Consider the following 20114-nt stretch of genomic DNA (forward strand, 5'->3'; position numbering starts at 1 on the left):
CAGGGGGTCAACGGCGGATGTGGACGGCCGCCTCGCGGACCGCGTGCAGCACGGTCAGGGCGGCGAGCGCGCAGAGGGAGGTGTGGATCGCCCGCACGACGCCGTCGGACCAGCCGGCGGCCTCGACGAAGGCGGGGTTGAGCACGCGGTCGTTGGCGACCAGCCAGACCAGTGCGACCGCGCAGGCGACGTCGACCAGGGCCGCGACCGGCGCGCTCCAGCGCACGTGGTGCTTGAGGTGGACCAGGCCGAGCGCCACCACCAGCAGGGCGGTGAACAGGTGCACGAAGCGGGTTTCCCACAGCCACGGCGACAGCGGGCCGATCGGGGCGCCGTCGGCGCCGGTCACGGTGCTGATCGTCGGCGACAGCAGGACCAGCGAGACGCCCACGACCAGCGCCGCGGTCGCGGCGGCCAGCTCGGTGCGCCTCGCCCGCCGACTGGTCGGTTCGGGCAGGCGGTCCGGCGTCCACGGCCGGGCGGACGGCCGGCGCGACGCCCGTTCGAGCAGCGCGAACAGCACCGTCGTCCAGATCGCGATGTGCCCGCCCGCCGTGGCCGCCGCGCCCAGGGCGCCCAGGAGCACGTCGGCCACCGGCTCGCCCCGCCGGACGCCGACCAGGCCGACCACCGCGGCCACGACCGGCACCGCGGTGGCCATCAGCACCGCCAGCAGCCGCTGGTAGTCCGGGTAGTGGGCGGGTCCGACCAGGTGCAGGGGGCGGTCGGCGTACCCGGCCGCCAGGCGCACCGGGTCGCCGAGCGCGGTGAGCGCGGCCCGTTCGGCCTCCTTTGGGTCGGCGCCGCCGTCGACGTGGGCGTCCACCGCGTCGGCGATGGAGGCGCGCAGCTCCCGTTCGACGTCGGGGCGCAGCCGGGCGGGCAGTCGGCGCAGCGTCGCGTCGACGTACCGCTCGGTCAGGTCGGCCGTGGTCGTCATGACTCCCCCCTCAGGGCGCGGAACGCGGTGTCCAGCCCGTCCCAGTCGCGGACCAGGGCGTTCGCGAGTTCTTCGCCCTCCGGGCTGGTCCGGTAGAACTTGCGCGGCCGCGACTCGTCGGTGTTCCAGTCGCTGGTCAGCAGGCCCTGCTTCTCCAGCCGGCGCAGCAGCGGGTAGAGCGTGTTGGCGTCGACCGCGAAGCCGCGGCGGTCGAGCAGGTCGAGCAGGGCGTAGCCGTAGTTGGGTTCTCGCAGGACGAGCAGGCAGGCCAGCACCGCCGTCCCGCGGCGCAGCTCCTGCAAGTGGGTGGACAACAGCTCGTCATCGGGCACGGGTCACACAGTACTGTGTGCCGCACAGTGTTGTGTCAGAAATCGGCCGAACGGCCCTCCAGCAGCGCGGCGAACCCGTCCAGGTGGCGGGCCAGCGCGTACTCGAACAGCCCGTCCAGGTCGGCGACGACCTCCTGCGGCACCGCGGCCAGCAGCGGAAAGGCGTCGCTGTCGAGCAGTTCGGCGGTCCGGCTCCGGCGCGCCTCCCACCACAGGTCGAACGTCTCGCCGCGGTCGTGCCCGGCCTCGACCTCGGCCGCCAGGGTCGTCGCCGAGGTCATGACCAGCGCGGGCAGGGTGATGGCCTCCCGGACCTTGGTCGCCGCGGGCAGGTCGAGGCCGTCGAGCGCGCGCAGGGTCCACTCGGTGTGCGCCATCGCGCCGGGTACGAGCGGCGGTCGGGTGAAGGAGATGACCCTGGGCAGCCACAGGTGTTGCTGCACGACCTCCCACTGGAGGCGGGCGATCAGCTCCAGCTTGGCGCGCCACCCGTCCGGGCCGGGGTCGGGCGGTTCCCGGTCGGTGAACACCGCGTCGACCATCCGCGCCACCAGGTCGTCCTTGTTCGCCACGTGCCGGTAGAGCGACATCGGGCCGACGTCCAGCTCGGCCGCGAGCCGCCGCATGGACAGCGCGTCCAGCCCCTCGGCGTCGGCGATCGCGATGGCGGTGCGCACGACGTGGTCGAGGGGCGGTGCCGCGGTCGGCTTCCCGCGGCGTGGCCGGGTCGCGTGCGCGCTGACCACCGTGCCGGCGCCGACCCTGGTCTCGACCAGTCCGGTGTCGCGCAGGACCGCCACGGCCTTGGTGGCGGTGGCGATCGCGACGTCCCAGTCCCGGGCGATCCGCCGGATGGAGGGCAGCGGTTCGCCCGCTCGCAGCTCACCGGCGGTGATGCGGGCCCGGATCGCTGCGACGATCCGGCGGTATGGCGGTTCCGGACGTTGGGCCGGTGGCGTCATGAGGTACTCCGAGATCATGGGCAAGAACCGGAAGTGTACTAGTTCACTGGAATGCCTCACTAGTACTGTTTCTGAGAAAAAGCCGTGTGTTGGCTAGGTTTTCTTCCTTCACGATGACTGATCAATACGCTGTAGTCGTGAATCTCGGAACGATGTACGACACACCTCGGCCGGTTGGCGGGCCCGACCGGCGGGCGGTGCTGGAGGTGCTGACCGGGGCGTTCATGGCCGACCCGGTGGTCTCCTGGCTCTTCCCCGACGAGGACGAGCGCCGCCGCCTCCAGCCCCGCTTCTACGAGTCCCTGCTCGCACACCCGGCCGCCGAGGCGTACCTGGTCGGCGGGCAGGACGGCGCGTCGGTCTGGCTGTCGCCGGCGGCGGGCGAACCGCCCCACGGGGAGCCGGGCGAGGACCCGCGCGAGGTCTTCGGCGGCAACGCCGCGCGGCTGCTGACCCTCGGCCGGCTCCTGGCGCACCGGCACCCGCGCGACGAGGCGCACCTCTACCTGGCGTGCATGGGCGTCGCCCCGGCCCGGCAGGGGAGCGGCATCGGCTCCGCGCTGCTGCGCGACCGGCTCGACCGGGCCGAAGGGCTCGGGGTGTACCTGGAAGCCGGTTCACCGCGCAGCCGCGCCCTCTACGCCCGGCACGGGTTCACCGACCTCGGCGAACCCGTCGACCTGCCGGGCGGACCGCGCCTGTGGCCCATGTGGCGCGCCCCGCTGACCCCCAACCCGACGGAACAGGAGAACACCCGATGAACGCGACCCGCGAACTCGTGGCCGGTGGCAGCGGCGACTTCATGACCGTGCACCACCTCGTGGTCACCGGAAGCCAGGCCGAGATCGGCAGGGCACTGGCAGAGGAGGCCGCCGGCCGCGGCTGGCGACCGGTGCCCGCCGACCCGACCGTCGCCCGCGCCCGCCGCGCCTGGTTCGCGCGGCACTGGCCGCAGCACCACGCGCGCATGGCCGGTGCCGCCGAGGTGGCGGGCGTGGCCGCGGACACCGACGAGGTCCACCTCGACGGCCTGGCCGGGCTGCCGGCCGGCTCCGGCTGCTCGGCCACCTGGTGCGCGCCGTCGGCGACCACCGAGGGACACGGGCTGCTCGGCCGCAACTACGACTTCTTCACCGTCGGGTGGCAGCAGATGTTCGCGCTGATGTCCGGTGGGGAAGGACCGGAGCACGAGCCGCCGGTGGCCTCGCGGCCGTACGTCATCACCAGCGTGCCCGACGACGGACCGGCCACCACCCTCGTGACGATGAACGAGCTGGACGGCTGCATGGAGGGCATCAACGAGCACGGCCTGGCGATCGCGCTGCTGATCGCCGACGCGGAGCACGCGGGCGAACCCGTGCAGGCCGGGCCGCAGGTGGGCCTGGGCTCGTCGCAGCTGCCCCGGTTCGTGCTCGACACCTGCGAGAACGTCGAGCAGGCCAAGCAGGCCCTGCTGGGGGCCAAGCAGTACGACCTGGGTACGCCGCTGCACTACCTGATCGCGGACCGGTCGGGGCGGGCGTTCGTGTGGGAGCACACCGAGGGCGGGGTGGAGCACGTCGTCGAGGCCGGTGGCGAGTCGTTGTGCGTGACCAACCACCCGCTGCACCGGCGTTCTGGGCCCGTTGAGCCGGCCAAGGGGGTGGAGACGATGTTCACGCACGAGCGGTTGGAGCAGTTGAGCGAGCGGATGAAGGCCGGGCCGATGTCGCCCGCGTTGCTGCGCGATGCCTTGGACGAGGTGCGGTTCGACGCCCGGAAGGCGGGGGAGTTCCCGATGCGGACGTTGTGGCGCAGTGTGTTCGATTTGGACGAGCGGACGATGTCGACGCACTTCTACCTGGGGGACGCGGACGACGGTGGGCTCCGGTACAGCCCGGAGCTGGTTTTTCGGCCGGGGCTGGGTTAGCGGGGTGGGGCGTCGAGCTGTCGGCGGACGCGTTCGGCGTCGGTGTCGCGGCCCTGTTGTCGGTACAGGTTGAAGGCTTCTTCCCATGCCGCGCGGGCTTGGGCGTGTTGGCCCAGGGCGGCAGGGGAGTGGCCGAGGCGGTCGAGGGCGTCGGCGGCGTTGGTGGTGTTGCCGAGGGCACGGAGCAGGACGACGGCCTGCCGGTAGTGCTCGACGGCCTGGCCGCACCGCCCCAACTCGGCATGGGCGCGGCCGAGGAACCGGTGGGCGAGGGCGCGGGCGGAGGGATCGGGCAGGTGTTCGGCGGCTTCGGCGGCGGCCCGCCACACGGCCAGCGCGTCGTGGCGGTGCCCCTCCAGCGGTGGAAGATGCCCAGGGCCCAGGCGAGGTGCTACACGGCTTGGTGGCGGTGGTGGTCCGCAGCGGTGCGTTGGGCCGCCGGCAAGTGGGGGTGGTGAGTGTCCAGCCAGGCCGGCGCGGCCGGGTGGTCGGGCAGTGGATGGGGGTGGATGTCGGGGGCGGGTGGTTCGAGCCGGATCAACTGGCGATGGGGGTTCAGGTGGCGATCAGCGGCGTGGGCCGTGTGCGGGTGGAAGTCCACCACGCGGTCCAGTGCCGCCCTCCGCTCCGGCTCCGGGAGGTCATGGGCGCGGGCGGAGGCACAGGCGCGGACGAGGTCGTGCATCGAGCAGCGGCCGTGCTGGTGCCGGTCGAGCAACGAGTGGTTCTCCAAGGCGCGCAGGACTTTGCGCGCCGCGGCCAGGGGCAGGCCGGTGAGGGATGCGGCGGCGGGCAGGTCGATGTCCGGGCCGAGCGCGATCCCGAGGAGCGCGAACGCGGTGCGCTGTCGTTCGGTGAGGTGGTGCAGGGACCAGGACAGCACGGCGGGCAGGCTGGCGGCGGGGTCGTCGTCGAGCACGTCCAGGCCGAGTTCGCGCAGTTCGGCGGGGGACGTGCGGGTGCGCGGCGGCGTGGCGGGCGGTGATCGCCGGCGCCAGTGGGTGGCGGCCGCACAATTCGGCCAGTTCGTCGGCCGTACCGGGGTCGACGTCGAGGCGCACGGTCAGCAGACAGGAGGGGGGACGACCTGGTCGGGGTTCGCGGCGTTGTCCAGCACGACCAGCATCCGCCGCCCGGCCACCAGGGCTGCGGTACCGGGCGGCGAGGGCATCCGGGGCCGGTGGGAGCCCTCGGGGTCGGCGCCGAGCGCCGGCAGGAACCCGCGCAGCGCGTCGGCGTGCTCGGTCGGTCGTCCGGTGGGGCTGAAGCCGTGCAGGTCGACGAACAGTTGGCCGTCGGGGAAGCGGTGCAGGTTGCGGTGGGCCCAGGCCGGTGCGAGCCAGGTCTTGCCGATCCCGCCGACCCCTCCGATGGCCGAGATCATCACCGCCGCACCCCGGTCGGAGGCCAGGACCCGGTCCAGGGCGGCCAGTTCCGCCGCCTGCCCGGCGAACAGCCCCGGCGCGGCGGGCAGTTGGCGTGGCACCGGCACGGACCGGGGTGGCGGGTGCAGGTGGACGCCGCCATGCACCACACCGGCCTGGACGACCCCGCCCGCGCACCCGACACCGTGTCGGCCACTCCGGGCACCTCTCGCCCGGCCATCGGTTGAAGGTTCCGGCTTTCCACCCGATCACCGATCGGCGTCAGCCGTCCGTCCCGGAGAACCGCTCGGCCTGCCCGCGGTGCCAAGCGGCCACCGCGCGGGCTTCGGTCGGGGCCACCGCCGAACCCGGTGCGGTACTGAGGCGCTCGACCTGTTCGGCCCGCCGCAGGTGCAGTTCTCGGGCGTGGTCGCGGCACGGCAGGCAGGTGACCCGTTCCGGTAGCGGGGACGTCATGGCTCGTGGCACGCGCAGGCCGCAGCCGGTGGTGACGACTCCCGGTAAATCGCCCGCCAGGCCGAACGTCGAGGCGATCGCGTTCCGCGCGTGGGCGTCGTCGTCCAGTTTCACGTTGGCATGAATGTGAGGATCGTTCCCGCTCATCCGCTCCTCCCGTCGGTGTGCGACAGGTGCCCCTACCGAGGTGAACCTGCCGCAGGAAACCCGTTACCGTCCGGTAGCGACGTTGTCCACCCTCCGAAGTGGAGGCGGCATTCGGCCTACCTCAGGGTGGCGGCGAACGGCCCAGTGCGCGTTGGTCTATCGGGTTGTGCTTTCTGTCACAGTTTCCACACAGTGCGTAATACTTCGGTATCGAGGTGGTGACGCCGATGTGTCCCGCCGCGCCGCCGACCGGTCGGATGCGCTGCAGAAGCCCAGATGGCCGCCGCTTTGTCGGAAAGCAACAAGCGCGAGCATTGACATGTTCACATCCGGGAGAACATGGGTTCGGGGCGTTGACCGCAACGGATCGAGGTGCCTTCACTACTCCACGTCATCGGCCCAAGCATCGTGCCGCCGGGAGTAGCGCATATGGGGTTTGACCGTTCCGATCTGGTCATCGCGGTGAACCCGGTGCACCGGCCCGCGCCTCGGCTGACCGCCGCGGCGGTCAGCGCCGGCGGGTTCGGCGTGCTGGAACTGCCCGCGGACGACGCCGGGGACGCCCTGGGCACCGCCGCCGACTGGGCGGGCGGCCCGTTCGGGGTCCGGGTGCGACCGGGGTGCGCGGTGCCGGAACTGCCCGACCGGGTCACCACCGTGCTGCTCGCCGACCCGGCACGGCGCCCGGGCGACTTCCCCGGTCGGCGCGTGCTGGTCGAGGTGGTCGACCTCGCCGAGGCCCGGGAAGCCGTGGCCGCGGGGGCGGCCGGGCTGGTGGTGCGCGGGCGGGAGGCCGGCGGCCGGGTCGGTGAGCTGAGCACGTTCGTCCTGCTGCAGCAGGTGCTGGCCGCCGTCGACGTGCCGGTGTGGGCGGCCGGTGGCATCGGGCCCCGCACGGCGGCCGCGGCGGTCGCGGGTGGTGCGGCCGGGGTCGTGCTCGACACCCAGCTCGCGCTCTACCCCGACGCCGGGCTGCCGGTGGAGGTCACCGCCGCGCTCGACGGGCTCGACGGGTCGGAAACCGTGCTGCACCAAGGCTTCCGCGTGCTGCGGCGGCGTGGGCCGGGCGTGCCGGAACTGCCCGCCGACGGCATCGCGGACCGGTTGGGGACCGATCCGGCGGGGGAGTTCCTGCCGGTCGGGCAGGACGTGGCGCTGGCGGCCGTGTTCGCCCGCCGGTGGCGCACGCCCGGTGCGGCGGTGCGCGGTGTCCGGGACGCGATCCTCGCCTCCTTCGCCGACGACGCGGCCCCCGACGCGCTCGGTCCGGGCTCCACGGGCGCACGCCACCTGGGCACGGCGCTGCCGGTCGCCCAGGGGCCGATGACGCGGGTCAGCGACCGGCCCGGGTTCGCCGCGGCCGTGGCCGGGGCCGGCGGGCTGCCGTTCCTCGCGCTGGCCCTGTCCGGTGCCGAGCAGACCCGCGACCTGCTGGAGCGCACCCGCGCCGAGCTCGGTGACGCGCCGTGGGGCGTCGGCGTGCTGGGGTTCGCCGCCGAGGACGTGCGGTCGGCGCAGCTGGCCGTGGTCAAGGACGTGCGGCCGACCCACGCGATCGTCGCGGGCGGGCGGCCCGCCCAGGCCGCGGAGCTGGAGGCCGTCGGCATCGCGACCTTCCTGCACGTGCCCTCGCCCGGGCTGCTGCGCCAGTTCCTCGCCGCCGGCACCCGGCGGTTCGTGTTCGAGGGCGCGGAGTGCGGCGGGCACGTGGGGCCGCGCAACAGCTTCCCGCTGTGGGAGTCCCAGGTGGACGTCCTGCTGGAACACCTCGCCGCCGGTGGCGCGGCCGACGAGCTGACCGTCCTGTTCGCGGGCGGCGTGCACGACGAGCGCTCGGCGGCGATGGTGGCCGCGCTCGCCGCGCCGCTGGCCCGCGCGGGCGTCGGCGTCGGCGTGCTGATGGGCACCGCCTACCTGTTCACCGCCGAGGCCGTGGGCACCGGGGCCATCGGCGCGGTGTTCCAGCGGCAGGTCGTCGCGGCCGCGCACACCGACCTGCTGGAGACCGCGCCCGGGCACGCCACGCGGTGCGTGCGCAGCGGGTTCACCCAGGAGTTCACGGCGCTGCGCGAGCGGCTGCGCGCCGAGGGCGTGCCCGACCGGGAGGCGTGGGAGCGGCTGGAGCGCTTCAACGTCGGCCGGCTGCGCCTGGCCAGCAAGGGCCTGGAGCGCGTCGGCGACGGGCTCCAGGAGGTGGGCGAGGACCGCCAGCGCGCCGAGGGCATGTTCATGGCCGGCGAGGTGAGCGTGCTGCGCGACGCCGTCACCACCGTCGCCGACCTGCACGCCTCGGTGGGCGGCTCGGCCGCGCGGTGGCTGCGCGAGCGGGCCGCGGCGGTGCGGGCCGCGCTGGACGGGCCCACCGCCGAACCCGAGCCCGCGCCGCTGCGCGTGGCGGTGATCGGCATGGCCTGCGTGTTCCCCGGCGCGCCCGACCTGGCCTCGTTCTGGGCCAACGTGGTGGCCGGTCGCGACAGCGTCACCGAGGTGCCCGCCGAGCGGTGGGACCCGGAGGTCTACTACGACCCCGAGGGCGACGGCGAGCGCACCCCGTCGCGCTGGGGCGGTTTCCTGCCGCGCATCCCGTTCGACCCGCTGGCCTACGGCATCCCGCCCGCCTCGCTGGGCGCGATCGAGCCGGTGCAACTGCTGGCGCTGGAGGTGGCGCGGCGCGCGTTGGCCGACTCGGGCTACCCGCACGCCGAGGCCGACCACCGCCGCACGTCGGTGGTGTTCGGCGCCGAGTCGGGCAGCGACCTGTCCAACGCCACCACGCTGCGCACCGTGCTGCCCTCCTACGTCGGGCAGGTGCCGCCCGCGCTCGACGCCCAGTTGCCGCGGCTGACCGAGGACTCGTTCCCCGGCATGCTGGCCAACGTCATCGCCGGCCGGGTGGCCAACCGCCTGGACCTCGGCGGCGCGAACTACACCGTCGACGCCGCGTGCGCCTCGTCGCTGACCGCGGTCGACGTGGCCTGCAAGGAGCTGGTCACCGGCACCAGCGACCTGGTCGTGTGCGGCGGCGCGGACCTGCACAACGGCATCAACGACTACCTGCTGTTCTCCTCGGTGCACGCGCTCTCGCCCAGCGGCCGGTCCGCGACCTTCGACCGGTCGGCCGACGGCATCGCGCTGGGCGAGGGCGTGGCGTGCGTGGTGCTCAAGCGGCTGGACGACGCGCTGCGCGACGGCGACCGGGTCTACGCGGTCATCGACGGCGTGGGCAGCGCCAGCGACGGCCGCGCCCTCGGCCTGACCGCGCCGCGGCCGGAGGGGCAGCGCGCCGCGCTCACCCGCGCCTACCGCAACGCCGGCGTCTCACCCGCGCGCGTCGGCCTGGTGGAGGCGCACGGCACCGGCACCGCCGTCGGCGACCGCACCGAGCTGGCCACCCTCACCGAGGTGTTCACCGAGGCCGGCGCGGCGCCCGGCGCGTGCGCGCTCGGCTCGGTCAAGTCGCAGATCGGGCACACCAAGTGCGCGGCGGGCCTGGCCGGGCTGATCAAGGCCGTGCTCGCGGTGCACCACGGGGTCAAGCCGCCCACGCTGCACCTGCGCGAGCCCAACGAGGCGTGGGAGGCCGGGCGCAGCCCGTTCGCCTTCCACACCGCGGCCCGGCCGTGGGCGGCCGAACCCGCCGACCGGATCGCGGGCGTGAGCGCGTTCGGGTTCGGCGGCACCAACTTCCACGTGGTGGTGCGCGCCCACGACCAGGCGCCCGCCGCGCACGCCCTGGACGAGTGGCCGGCGGAGCTGTTCGTGTTCCGCGGCGCCGACCCGCGGGCGGCCCGCCGCGCCGCGGCCGAGCTGCTGGACGCCGCGCCCGGCGCCCGGCTGCGCGACCTGGCGCTGCGCGCCGCCACCAGGGCGGACGTGGCCGCGGCCCGCGGTGAACGGGCGTGGCTCGCGGTGGTGGCCGCCGACGTCGACCAGTTGCGGCAGGCGGTGGCGGGGGAGCGGACCGAGGGCGTGTTCCACGCCGACGCCGAACCGGCGGGCGACGTGGCGTTCCTCTACCCCGGCCAGGGCAGCCAGCGGCCCGGCATGCTGGCCGAGCTGCTGGTGGCCTTCCCCGAGGTGCAGCGCCACCTGCGACTGGGCGCGCGGTGGGCCGACGCGCTGTACCCGCCGGCCGCGTTCGGCGAGCGCGCGGCGGCCGAGCAGGTCGAGCGGATCACCGACACCCGGGTCGCGCAGCCCGCGCTCGGCGTGGTCGAGCTGGCCGCCACCGAGCTGCTGCGCCTGGTCGGCGTGCGACCCGACGCGGTGGCCGGGCACAGCTACGGCGAGCTGGCCGCGCTGGCCGCCGCCGGGGTGTTCACGCCGGCCGACCTGCTGACCGCCAGCGCGGCCCGCGCCGAGAGCGTCCTGGGTGCCGTTCGCGACGGCGACCCCGGGACCATGGCCGCGGTGACCGCCGACGCCGACCGCGTGCAGGCCGTGCTGGACGCCACCGGGCTGCCGGTGGTGGCGGCCAACCGGAACTCGCCGCGGCAGACCGTGGTCTCCGGGCCGACCGAGGCGGTGGCGCGGGCGGCGGAGGTGCTGCGCGCGGACGGGCTCGACGTCAAGCCGGTGCGGGTGGCGTGCGCGTTCCACAGCCCGCTGGTGGCCGGCGCGGGCGAGGCGTTCGGGCGGGTGCTGGAGTCGCTGCCGCTGCGCGCGCCCGCCCTGCCGGTGTGGTCCAACCGCACCGCCGAGACCTACCCCGGTTCACCGGCGGGCGTGCGCGGTGAGCTGGTCGCGCAGATCGGCGCGCCGGTGCGCTTCGCCGAGCAGGTGGAGGCCATGTACGCGGCGGGCACGCGGGTGTTCGTCGAGGTCGGCCCGGGCAAGGTGCTCAGCGGCCTGGTGGGCGCGGTGCTCGGCGACCGGCCGCACCGGGCGGTCCCGCTGGGCGACGGGCTCGTCGGCTTCCTCACCGCCCTGGCGCGGCTGGCCGTGGCCGGGGTGGACCTGCGCACCGGTCCGCTGGTGCGCGGCCGGGACGCGGTCGACCCGTCCGCCGTGCCCGCGACGCCGGGGTGGACCGTCGACGGCCACCTGGTGCGCCGCGCCGACGGCACCGTCCAACCCGGCGCCCTGCACCCCGCCAGGCGCATCCCCGCGAGCTTCCCGGAGGCGTTCGTGCCCGACCAGCCGCAGCCCAGCCCGTCGGACGCGGTGGTCGCGGACTTCCTGCGCACCAGCCGGGAGCTGATCGCGGCCCAGCGCGACGTGCTGATGACCTACCTCGGGGCGTCCGGGCAGGTGCCCGCCGCGCCCGCGCTGCCGGTGCTGCCCGCGTCGGTGGCCGAACCGGTCGCCGTGCCGGTCGCGCCCGTGGTGCCCGCCGGGCCGGTGGGCGGGCCGGTCGACGTGCTGCGGACCGTGGTCGGGGTGGTGGCGGAGCGGACCGGTTACCCGGTGGAGATGGTCGAGCCGGGGCTGGACCTGGAGGCCGACCTGAGCGTCGACTCGATCAAGCGGGTCGAGATCGCGGGCGACCTGGCGGCCCGGCTGGGGCTCCCGCTGGACGGCGCGGCCGGCCTGGACGACCTGGCCGCCGCGCGCACCGCCGCCGGGCTGGCCGAGGCCCTGTCGAGCCGCCTCGCCGCACCGGCGCCCGCACCGGTCCCGGCCGAGGTCGACGTGCTGGCCACGGTGGTCCAGGTCGTCGCGGACCGCACCGGCTACCCGGTGGAGATGGTCGAGCCCGGCCTGGACCTGGAGGCCGACCTGAGCGTCGACTCCATCAAGCGGGCCGAGATCGCCGGTGAGATCGCCGCCCGGCTGGGGCTGGACGTCAACGACGGCGCGGGCCTGGAGGCGCTGACCGCCGCCCGCACGGCCGCCGGGATCGCCGCGGTGATCGCCGGGCGCGGCACCGCCGAACCCGCCGCGGCACCCGAGGTCGTCCCGTCCGGTGCCGGGGCTTCGGTGGTCGCGCCGCAGCGGCTGGTGTTCGAGGAGTTCGAGCTGCCCGCCGCCTCGCTCGACGTGCGCGGCACGCGCGTCGTGCTGGTCGGCGCGCGGTCCGACGAGGTCGCCGCCGGCCTGCGCGCGGCCGGCGTGGAGGTCGGCGGCGAGCCCGCCGGCGCGTTCGTGGTCCACCTGGGCGCCCTGGACGCCGACGAATCGCTGCTGCCCGAGGAGTTCCCGCACCTCCAGGCGCTGCTCGCGGCCGGGCCGCGCGGCCTGCTCGCGGTGGACCGGCGCGGCGTCGGCGCGGTGACCGGCCTGCGCGGCTTCTTCCGCACCCTGGCCCGCGAGTACCCGGACGTGGTCACCACCCTGGTCGAGCTCGACGACGGCACCGACGTCACCGCCGCGCTGCTCGCCGAGCTGGGCGCGACCGCGCACGAACCCGTGGTGCTGGCCGGGAGCGCCCGGCGCGGCCTGCGGCTCACCGCGACCGACCTGGGACCGGTGGCCGCCGCGGGCGCCGGGCCCGCCGGCGACGGTGCCGCTGAGGCGCAGGCCGCCGGGCTGGACCGGGACGCGGTCGTGCTGCTGGCGGGCGGCGGCCGGGGCATCACCGCGCGCTTCGCCCGCGCCCTGGCCGCGGCCGGCCGGTGCCGGCTCGAACTGCTCGGCCGCACCCCCGCGCCCACCGGCCCCGAGGACCCCGACACGGCGGGCGCCGTGGACCGCGCCGCGCTGCGGGCCGCGTTCATCGCCCGGGGCATGACCTCGCCCGCGGAGATCGAGCGCGCGGTGTCCGCCCTGCTCGCCGAGCGCGAGGTCCGCACCACCCTGGCCGACCTGGCCGAGCTGGGCAGCCCGGTGCGCTACTCCGCGGTCGACGTGCGCGACGCGGAGGCCGTGCGCGCCACGGTCAAGCGCGTCCACGACGACCACGGCCGGCTCGACGCGGTGGTCTACGCGGCGGGCGTGATCGAGGACAAGCTGGTGGCGGAGAAGTCCGTCGAGTCGTTCCGGCGGGTGTTCGGCACCAAGGTCGACGGTGCCCGCACCCTGCTCGACGCGGTGGACACGCTGCCCGACAGCCCCCGCCACGCCGTGCTGTTCGGCAGCATCGCCGCCGCCCTGGGCAACCGCGGCCAGTGCGACTACGCGGCGGCCAACGACGCCCTGGAGGAGCTGGCCCGGCGCTGGTCGCGGCCCGGCCGGCGCGGCCTGACCGTCCACTGGGGACCGTGGGCGGCGGACGGCGGCGGCATGGTGACGCCGGAGCTGATGCGCTCCTACGCGGCGCGCGGCATCTCGCTGATCGACCCCGACGAGGGGCCGCTGGCGCTGCTGCGCGAGCTGGCGTGGGGCCCGGCCGACGCGCACGCCGTCGTCTACAGCGCCTCCGGCTGGTGACCGGCGTGGGCACCCCGGTGGCGATCGTGGGGATGGCGGTGCTGTTCCCCGGCGCGCCCGACCTCGACACCTACTGGCACAACATCGTCAACGGCGTGGACGCCATCGGCGACGTGCCGCCGGACCGCTGGGACGACGACTTCTACGACCCCGGTGCCCGCGACCCCGGCCGGCGCCGCGCGGACCGCGTGTACTGCCGCCGCGGCGGGTTCGTCGACGCGGCGGTGGACGCGGCCGGGTTCGGCGTGATGCCGGGCTCCGTGCCGGGCACCGAACCGGACCAGCTCATCGCGCTCCAGGTCGCGGCCGACGCCATCGCCGACGCGGGCGGGGACGCCGTGCTGCCCGCCGACCGCCGCCGCGTCGGCGTGGTGCTCGGCCGGGGCGGCTACCTCACGCCCGGCCTGGTGCGGCTGGACCAGCGGGTCCGCACCGCCAACCAGGTCGTGCGCACGCTGCGCGAGCTGGTGCCGGAGCTGGACGACGAGCGGCTGGAGGCGGTCCGCGCCGCGTTCGCCGAGCAGCTCGGCCCGGAGGCGCCCGAGGCCGCGATCGGCCTGGTGCCCAACCTCGCCGCGTCGCGCGTGGCCAACCGGCTCGACCTGCGCGGCCCCGCCTACACCGTCGACGCGGCGTGCGCGTCGTCGCTGGTCGCGGTGGACCACGCGGTGCGCGAGCTGGCCGGCGGCCGGTGCGACGTGGTGCTGGCCGGCGGGGTGCACCACTGCCACGACATCACGCTGTGGAGCGTGTTCAGCCAGCTCGGCGCGCTGTCGCGCAGCCAGCGCATCCGCCCGTTCCACCGCGACGCCGACGGCGTGCTGATCGGCGAGGGCACCGGCGTGGTGGTGCTCAAGCGGCTGGCCGACGCCGAGCGCGACGGCGACCGGGTCTACGCGGTGGTCGCCGGCACGGGCGTGGCCAGCGACGGCCGGTCCGCCAGCCTGCTCAACCCCGACCCGGGCGGCCAGGTGCGGGCGGTGCGCCAGGCGTGGGAGGCGGCCGGCCTGGACCCGCGCGACCCGGACGCGCTGGGCCTGCTGGAGGCGCACGGCACCGGCACCCCGGCCGGTGACGGCGCGGAGCTGGAGACGCTGGCCGAGGTGTTCGGCCCGGCCGACGGCCCGCGCGCCGCGCTCGGGTCGGTCAAGTCGATGATCGGCCACACCATGCCCGCCGCGGGCATCGCGGGCCTGGTCAAGGCGGCGCTGGCGGTGCACCACCGGGTGCTGCCGCCGACCCTGCACTGCGACGAGCCGCACCCCGCCCTGGCCGCCACCCGGTTCGAGCCCCTGGCGCGGGCCCGGCCGTGGGAGCGCCCGGCGGGCGGCGCGCCGCGCCGGGCGGCGGTCAACGCGTTCGGCTTCGGCGGCATCAACGCGCACGTGGTGCTGCACGAACCGGCCCTCGCGCCGGCCGTGGTGAGCGAGCCGACGAAGGTGCTGCGCCTGGCCGCGGCCACGCCCGAGGCGCTGCTGGCGCTGCTGGACGGCGGTGCCGAGGGCCTGGACGAGCGGGCCGCGGGGACCGAGCCGTGCCGGCTGGGCGTGGTCGACCCGACGCCGCGCAAGCTCGCGCTCGCCCGCAAGGCGGTGGCCAAGGGCGTGCCGTGGCGCGGTCGCGGCGACGTGTGGTTCGCCCCGCGCCCCCTCGGCGGGCGGACCGCGTTCCTGTTCCCCGGCCTGGAGGCCGAGTTCGAACCGGCCGTGGCCGACGTGGCGCGGCGCTTCGGCCTGCCCTGGGCGGTCGAGGACGGCACGCGCGTCGGCGACGTCGGGCGGCACGGCGTGGCCGTGTTCCAGGTCGGTCGGGTGCTCGACGCCGCGCTGCGCCGGCTCGGCGTGGTGCCCGACGCGGTGGCCGGGCACAGCGTGGGCGAGTGGACCGCGATGGCGGCGGGCGGCATCCACGCCGCCGAGGACGTGGACGCCTTCCTCGCCTCGTTCGACCCGGGCGCGCTGCGCGTGCCGGGGGTGGTGTTCGCGGTCATCGGCACCTCGGCCGAGCGGGTGGTCGAGGCGCTGGCCGAGCACCCCGGGGTGGTGCTGTCCCACGACAACGCGCCCAACCAGGCCATGGTGTGCGGCCCGGAGGCCGAGGTGGACGCGGTGGTGCGGCGGTTCCGCGCGGAGGCGGTGATCAGCCGGGTGCTGCCGTTCCGGTCCGGGTTCCACACGCCGATGCTCGCGCCGTACCTGGACCCGATCCGCGGCGCGGCGCAGGACTTCGTGCTGCGCCCGGCGACCACGCCGGTCTGGTCGGCCACCACCGCCGGGCCGTACCCGGAGGACCCGGCGGCGGTGCGCGAGCTGTTCGTCCGGCACCTGCTGGAGCCGGTGCGCTTCCGGCCCCTGGTCGGGGCCATGCACGAGGCCGGGTTCCGGGTGTTCGTGCAGTTGGGGCCGGGGCAGCTGGGGTCGCTGGTCGACGACACGCTGGCCGGGCGGGAGCACCTGGTGGTGTCCGCCCACGGCGGGTTGGCCCAACTGCGGCGGGTGGTCACGGCGCTGTGGGCGCACGGGGTCGAGGCCGACGCCGGGCCGTTGCTGCCGCCGGTCGAGGTGCGGCGCGGCGGGCGGAGGCTGCCGCTGGAGCTGGGCAACCCGCTGGTGTCGCTGCCCCGGGACCGGCGCCCGGTCGTGCGGCCGGCGGTCGCGGCGGGGAACCTCCCGGCGGGTGACCCGCTGGCCGGGTTGGCCGGTGACCCGCTGGCGGCCGAGCTGTCGGCCCTGCTGCGGGACACGGCGGGCGTCGCGGCGGAGCTGATCGGCGCCCGCGCCTCGGCGACCCGCACGCCGGTCCGCCCCCCGGCGCACAGGCCGCCCGTTGCGCCCGCGCAGGGTTTTGCCCCGCCGGCCCCGTCCGCCAGGCCCGCGCCGCGCCCCGCCGTCCCGGCCGCGCCGGGCGTCAGCGCGCCGGTTCCACCTCCTCCGGGCCCGCGGGTGCTGCACGTGGGCCTGGACCGGATGCCCTACCTGCGCGACCACTGCTTCTTCCGCCAGCGCCCCGACTGGCCGGACGAGGCCGACCGCTGGCCGGTCGTCCCCGCCACCACGGTCGTCCACCACCTGGTGGAGCTGGCCGAACGCGCCGCCCCGGGCCTGCGGGCGGTGGCCGTGCACGACGTCCGGCTGCTGAAGTGGATCACCGCGATCCCGGCGGCCGACCTGCCGGTGTCGCTGCGCCGAACCGCGCCGAACCGGGTGGAGGTCGGCCTGACCGGCTACTCGCAGGCGGTCGTCGAGCTGGCCGACCACCACCCCGCGCCCCCGTCGCCGTGGCCGCTCGACGCCCCCGAGCGCACCCCGGACCTGACCGCCCGGCAGCTCTACGACGAGCGCTGGATGTTCCACGGCCCGCTGTTCCAGGGCGTGACCGAGCTGACCGCGATCGGCGACCGGCACGTGCGCGGCGTGCTGGCCGACCTGCCGACGCCCGGCGCCCTGCTGGACAACGTCGGCCAGCTGTTCGGCTACTGGGTGATGGCCGTCCTGCCCGAGCGCACCACCGTCTTCCCGGTGCGCTTCGACCGCATCGCCTTCCACGGCCCGCGCCCCGGCGGCCCGCTGGACTGCCACGTCCGCGTCACCGACGTCACCGCCACCACCGTCACCGCCGACGTGCAGCTCTCCCGGCGCGGCCGGGTCTGGGCGAGCATCACCGGCTGGACCGACCGCCGGTTCGACACCGACCCGAACATCCGCGCGGTGGACCGGTTCCCGGGCGCGAACACCCTGTCCACCGTGCACGAGGAGGGCTGGGCCGCGGTGCACGAGCGGTGGCCGGACCTGGCCACCCGCGAACTGGTGATGCGCAACGTCCTGGGTGGCGCCGAGCGCGACGCCTACGACGCCCACCCGCCCAACGGCAAGCGGCAGTGGCTGCTCGGGCGCATCGCGGCCAAGGACGCCGCCCGCGCCGTGCTGTGGCGCGAGGGCGCGGGCGACGTCTACCCGGCGGAGGTGGCCGTGCACGACGACGCCGAGGGCCGCCCGCACCTGCGCGGCGTGCACGGGCGCGACGTCTCCGGCCTGCACGTCTCGATCGCCCACCACGCCGAGGTCGGCGTGGCGATCGCCGGGCGCGGCCCGTGCGGGGTGGCCGTGGCGGAGGTCGGGCCCGCCGCGTCCGACGAGCCGGCCGAACGCGCGCTCCTGGCCGGCCTGCCGGGTGGCGCGGACCGCTGGTCCGCCGCGTTCCGGGCCGCCCGGGAGGCCGTCGCGCGGCTGTGCGGGCACCAGGGCCGGGTGGTGGCCGCCGACGGCGACCGGCTGCGCGTCAAGGCGGCCGGCGTCGAGCACACCGCGCGGGTGCGCGACCTGGCCAACCCGCCCGGCCTGCCCCCGCGCCGGTACGTCGTCGCGTGGACCGCACAACGAGGAGAGGCACCATGAGCACCGAGACCACCAGCGCGACCACCGCCGACGCGGACGCCGTGCTGGCCGACATCACCGCGATGCTGCGCGACCTGCTCGACGAGAACGGCCTGGAGGACGTCGAGGTCACCCGCGACGCCACCTTCCACGGCGACCTGGAGCTGGAGAGCATCGACCTGGTGACGCTGTCGGCCGACCTGCGCGAGCACTACGGCGACCGGGTCAACTTCGCCGAGTTCGTGGCCGAGCTGGAGCTGGACGAGATCATCGCGCTCACCGTCGGCGAGCTGGTGGACCACGTGGTCGCGTCGCTGCGGGCGGCGTGATGGCGAAGGTACGCACCGGCGGGATCACCACGCACGTCCAGCGGCTGCCCGCGGCGGGCGGCGACCCGGGCGCGCCGCTGGTGGTGTTCGTGCACGGCCTGCTCACCGACAGCCTCGCCAGCTACTACCTCACCGTCGGGCCGGGCTTCGCCGCCGCGGGCGTGGACGTGCTGATGTACGACCTGCGCGGGCACGGCCGCAGCGACCGGCCGGCCACCGGCTACCGGCTGGAGGAGTTCGTCGACGACCTGGCGAACCTGCTCGACGCCCTGGGGGAGACCAGGCCGGTGCACGTGGTCGGCAACTCCTTCGGCGGCACGGTCGCCGCCGGCCTGGCCGCGTGGCACCCGGCGCGCGTGGCCACCGTGACCATGATCGAGTCCGAGCCGCCGGTGGCGACCTGGCTGGGGCACATGGCCGACGGCCTGGCCGACGCCAAGGCCCGGCTGGCGCGGGAGGAGGTCATCGGCTGGATCGAGGCCAACCACGGCTCGCACACCGCCCGGCTCTCGCGCGGCGCGAGCCGCATCCTCCAGGCCACCACGCTGGCCGAGGACGTGCCGCTCAGCCGGGTGGTCGCCGACGACCTGTCCGCGATCACCTGCCCGCTGCTGGCGATCTTCGGCGACGAGTCGGGCCTGTCCGCGCAGGTGCCCGACCTGGAGGCGAAGCTGGTCGGCTGCCGGACGGTCGTGCTGCCCGACCAGGGCCACTCGGTGCTCATCGAGCGGCCGCACGAGACCCGGGAGCTGGTGCTGGACTGGGTGCGCGAGCACAGCGCGCTCGCGGGTGCGCCCCGGTGAGCCGGTACCTGCTGGTGGTGCCGCCGCTGGTCGGGCACGTCAACCCGCTGGTGGCGGTGGCGGCGGAGCTGGCCGGGCGTGGCCACGAGGTGGCCTGGGCCGGGCACGCCGAGCTGGTGCGCCGCCTGGCCGGGCCGCGCGCGCGGGTGTTGGACTGCGCGCTGCCGCCCGCCGAGGGGCTGGACCGGCCGCCGACGCTGACCGGGCCCGCCGCGTTCCGGTTCCTGTGGCGGGACTTCTTCGTGCCGCTGGCCGACGCGATGGCCGACGGCGTGGCGGCGGCGATCGAGGCGTTCCGGCCCGACCTGGTGCTGGCCGACCAGCACGCCGTGGCCGGTCCGCTGGTGGCCGAGCGCCTGGGCGTGCCGTGCGCGACCTCGGCGAGCACCTCGGCGGAGCTGGTGGACCCGCTGGCGGGCCTGCCGAAGGTGCGCGCCTGGCTGGGTGAGCTGCTGGCGGAGCTGCGCGGGCGGATCGGGGACCCGGCGGCCGACGGCGACCCCCGCTACCCGGCGCACGGCGTGGTCGCCTTCACCACCCGGGACCTGGTCGGCGACGTCGACCTGCCCGGCGGCGTGCGGCTGGTCGGCCCGGCGGTCACCGCCCGACCGGGCGGGGCGTTCCCGTGGGACCGCCTGGACCCGGGGCGGCGGCTCGTGCTGGTCAGCCTCGGCACCGCGAACGCGGACGCGGGCGCGCGGTTCCTCGGCGCCGCGGCGGAGGCGCTGGCGGCCCGCCCGCACGTGCAGGGCGTCGTTGTCGACCCCGGTGGCCTGCTGGCCGCGGTGCCGCCGGAAGTGCTGGTGTTCCCGCACGTGCCGCAGCTGGAGCTGCTGGCGCGGTGCGCGGCCGTGGTGTGCCACGCGGGCCACAACACCGTGTGCGAGTCGCTGTGGCACGGCGTGCCGCTCGTGCTCGCCCCCATCCGCGACGACCAGCCCGTGGTGGCCGACCAGGTGGTCGCCGCCGGCGCGGGCGTGCGGGTGCGGTTCGGCCGCGTCGGCGCCGAGGGCCTGGGCGCCGCGCTGGACGCCGTGCTGGACCCGGCGGGCGGCCACCGCGCCGCGGCCGCGGCGATCGGCCGGTCGTTCCGCGGGGCCGGCGGCGCGGTCGCGGCGGCCGACCACCTCGAACGGCTCACCACCGTTGCCGTCCGCTGAGCACCCCTGG

Annotated in this window: 14 protein-coding genes; 7 read left to right on the plus strand and 7 right to left on the minus strand. The window is 76.2% G+C overall.

Annotated features, from left to right (window positions below):
- Positions 1–7: 7 nt before the first annotated feature.
- The 3 genes from EKG83_RS22575 to EKG83_RS22585 are packed head-to-tail and all read right to left on the minus strand — an operon-like array spanning position 8 to position 2252.
- Positions 8–940 (minus strand): permease prefix domain 1-containing protein, encoded by a 933-nt coding sequence (locus EKG83_RS22575; RefSeq protein ID WP_051765112.1) that lies wholly within the window; start codon positions 938–940, stop codon positions 8–10.
- Positions 937–1272: a PadR family transcriptional regulator gene (locus EKG83_RS22580; protein WP_033429508.1), complete on the minus strand. Its 336-nt coding sequence runs from the start codon at positions 1270–1272 to the stop codon at positions 937–939. Before EKG83_RS22580 ends, EKG83_RS22575 begins: the two co-directional genes overlap by 4 nt.
- Before the next feature lie 35 nt (positions 1273–1307).
- Positions 1308–2252, minus strand: a complete 945-nt coding sequence (locus EKG83_RS22585; RefSeq protein ID WP_228122907.1) for a GntR family transcriptional regulator — start codon at positions 2250–2252, stop codon at positions 1308–1310.
- A 119-nt stretch (positions 2253–2371) separates the two neighbouring features.
- On the opposite strand from EKG83_RS22585, the gene EKG83_RS22590 reads away from it, so the two are divergent.
- Both EKG83_RS22590 and EKG83_RS22595 read left to right on the plus strand, forming a co-directional pair.
- A complete protein-coding gene (locus tag EKG83_RS22590) occupies positions 2372–2995 on the plus strand; it encodes a GNAT family N-acetyltransferase (protein WP_170191790.1) in 624 nt (207 codons plus the stop codon).
- Complete coding sequence (locus tag EKG83_RS22595) at positions 2992–4143, plus strand: C45 family peptidase (protein WP_033429506.1); 1152 nt, start codon at positions 2992–2994, stop codon at positions 4141–4143. Before EKG83_RS22590 ends, EKG83_RS22595 begins: the two co-directional genes overlap by 4 nt.
- On the opposite strand, the gene EKG83_RS48085 is transcribed toward EKG83_RS22595, so the two are convergent.
- The 4 genes from EKG83_RS48085 to EKG83_RS22605 all read right to left on the minus strand — a co-directional run bounded on the left by EKG83_RS48085 (position 4140) and on the right by EKG83_RS22605 (position 6131).
- On the minus strand, positions 4140–4472 hold the full coding sequence (locus EKG83_RS48085) for a tetratricopeptide repeat protein (protein ID WP_051765110.1): 333 nt from the start codon (positions 4470–4472) through the stop codon (positions 4140–4142). The genes EKG83_RS22595 and EKG83_RS48085 overlap by 4 nt on opposite strands.
- A 62-nt stretch (positions 4473–4534) precedes the next feature.
- Positions 4535–5062 (minus strand): hypothetical protein, encoded by a 528-nt coding sequence (locus EKG83_RS48090; RefSeq protein ID WP_051765107.1) that lies wholly within the window; start codon positions 5060–5062, stop codon positions 4535–4537.
- A gap of 144 nt (positions 5063–5206) precedes the next feature.
- Positions 5207–5629, minus strand: coding sequence for a hypothetical protein (locus EKG83_RS48095; protein WP_228122784.1), 423 nt, complete (start codon positions 5627–5629; stop codon positions 5207–5209).
- A 160-nt stretch (positions 5630–5789) separates the two neighbouring features.
- Positions 5790–6131, minus strand: coding sequence for a hypothetical protein (locus EKG83_RS22605; protein WP_033429505.1), 342 nt, complete (start codon positions 6129–6131; stop codon positions 5790–5792).
- A gap of 429 nt (positions 6132–6560) precedes the next feature.
- Between EKG83_RS22605 and EKG83_RS22610 the strand changes: the two genes are divergently transcribed.
- The 5 genes from EKG83_RS22610 to EKG83_RS22630 are packed head-to-tail and all read left to right on the plus strand — an operon-like array spanning position 6561 to position 20104.
- Complete coding sequence (locus EKG83_RS22610; RefSeq protein WP_033429504.1) at positions 6561–13439, plus strand: type I polyketide synthase; 6879 nt, start codon at positions 6561–6563, stop codon at positions 13437–13439.
- Positions 13436–17833, plus strand: coding sequence for a type I polyketide synthase (locus EKG83_RS22615; protein ID WP_084716190.1), 4398 nt, complete (start codon positions 13436–13438; stop codon positions 17831–17833). Before EKG83_RS22610 ends, EKG83_RS22615 begins: the two co-directional genes overlap by 4 nt.
- On the plus strand, positions 17830–18141 hold the full coding sequence (locus tag EKG83_RS22620) for an acyl carrier protein (RefSeq protein WP_033429503.1): 312 nt from the start codon (positions 17830–17832) through the stop codon (positions 18139–18141). The genes EKG83_RS22615 and EKG83_RS22620 overlap by 4 nt, the downstream gene beginning before the upstream one ends.
- Positions 18141–18944 carry an alpha/beta fold hydrolase gene (locus EKG83_RS22625; protein WP_033429502.1) on the plus strand — a complete coding sequence of 268 codons (804 nt, stop codon included), beginning with the start codon at positions 18141–18143 and terminating at the stop codon, positions 18942–18944. Before EKG83_RS22620 ends, EKG83_RS22625 begins: the two co-directional genes overlap by 1 nt.
- Complete coding sequence (locus EKG83_RS22630; protein WP_033429501.1) at positions 18941–20104, plus strand: glycosyltransferase; 1164 nt, start codon at positions 18941–18943, stop codon at positions 20102–20104. The genes EKG83_RS22625 and EKG83_RS22630 overlap by 4 nt, the downstream gene beginning before the upstream one ends.
- The last annotated feature ends 10 nt before the right edge of the window (positions 20105–20114 follow it).

Origin of the sequence: Saccharothrix syringae (assembly GCF_009498035.1) — a bacterium.
Taxonomy (GTDB): domain Bacteria; phylum Actinomycetota; class Actinomycetes; order Mycobacteriales; family Pseudonocardiaceae; genus Actinosynnema; species Actinosynnema syringae.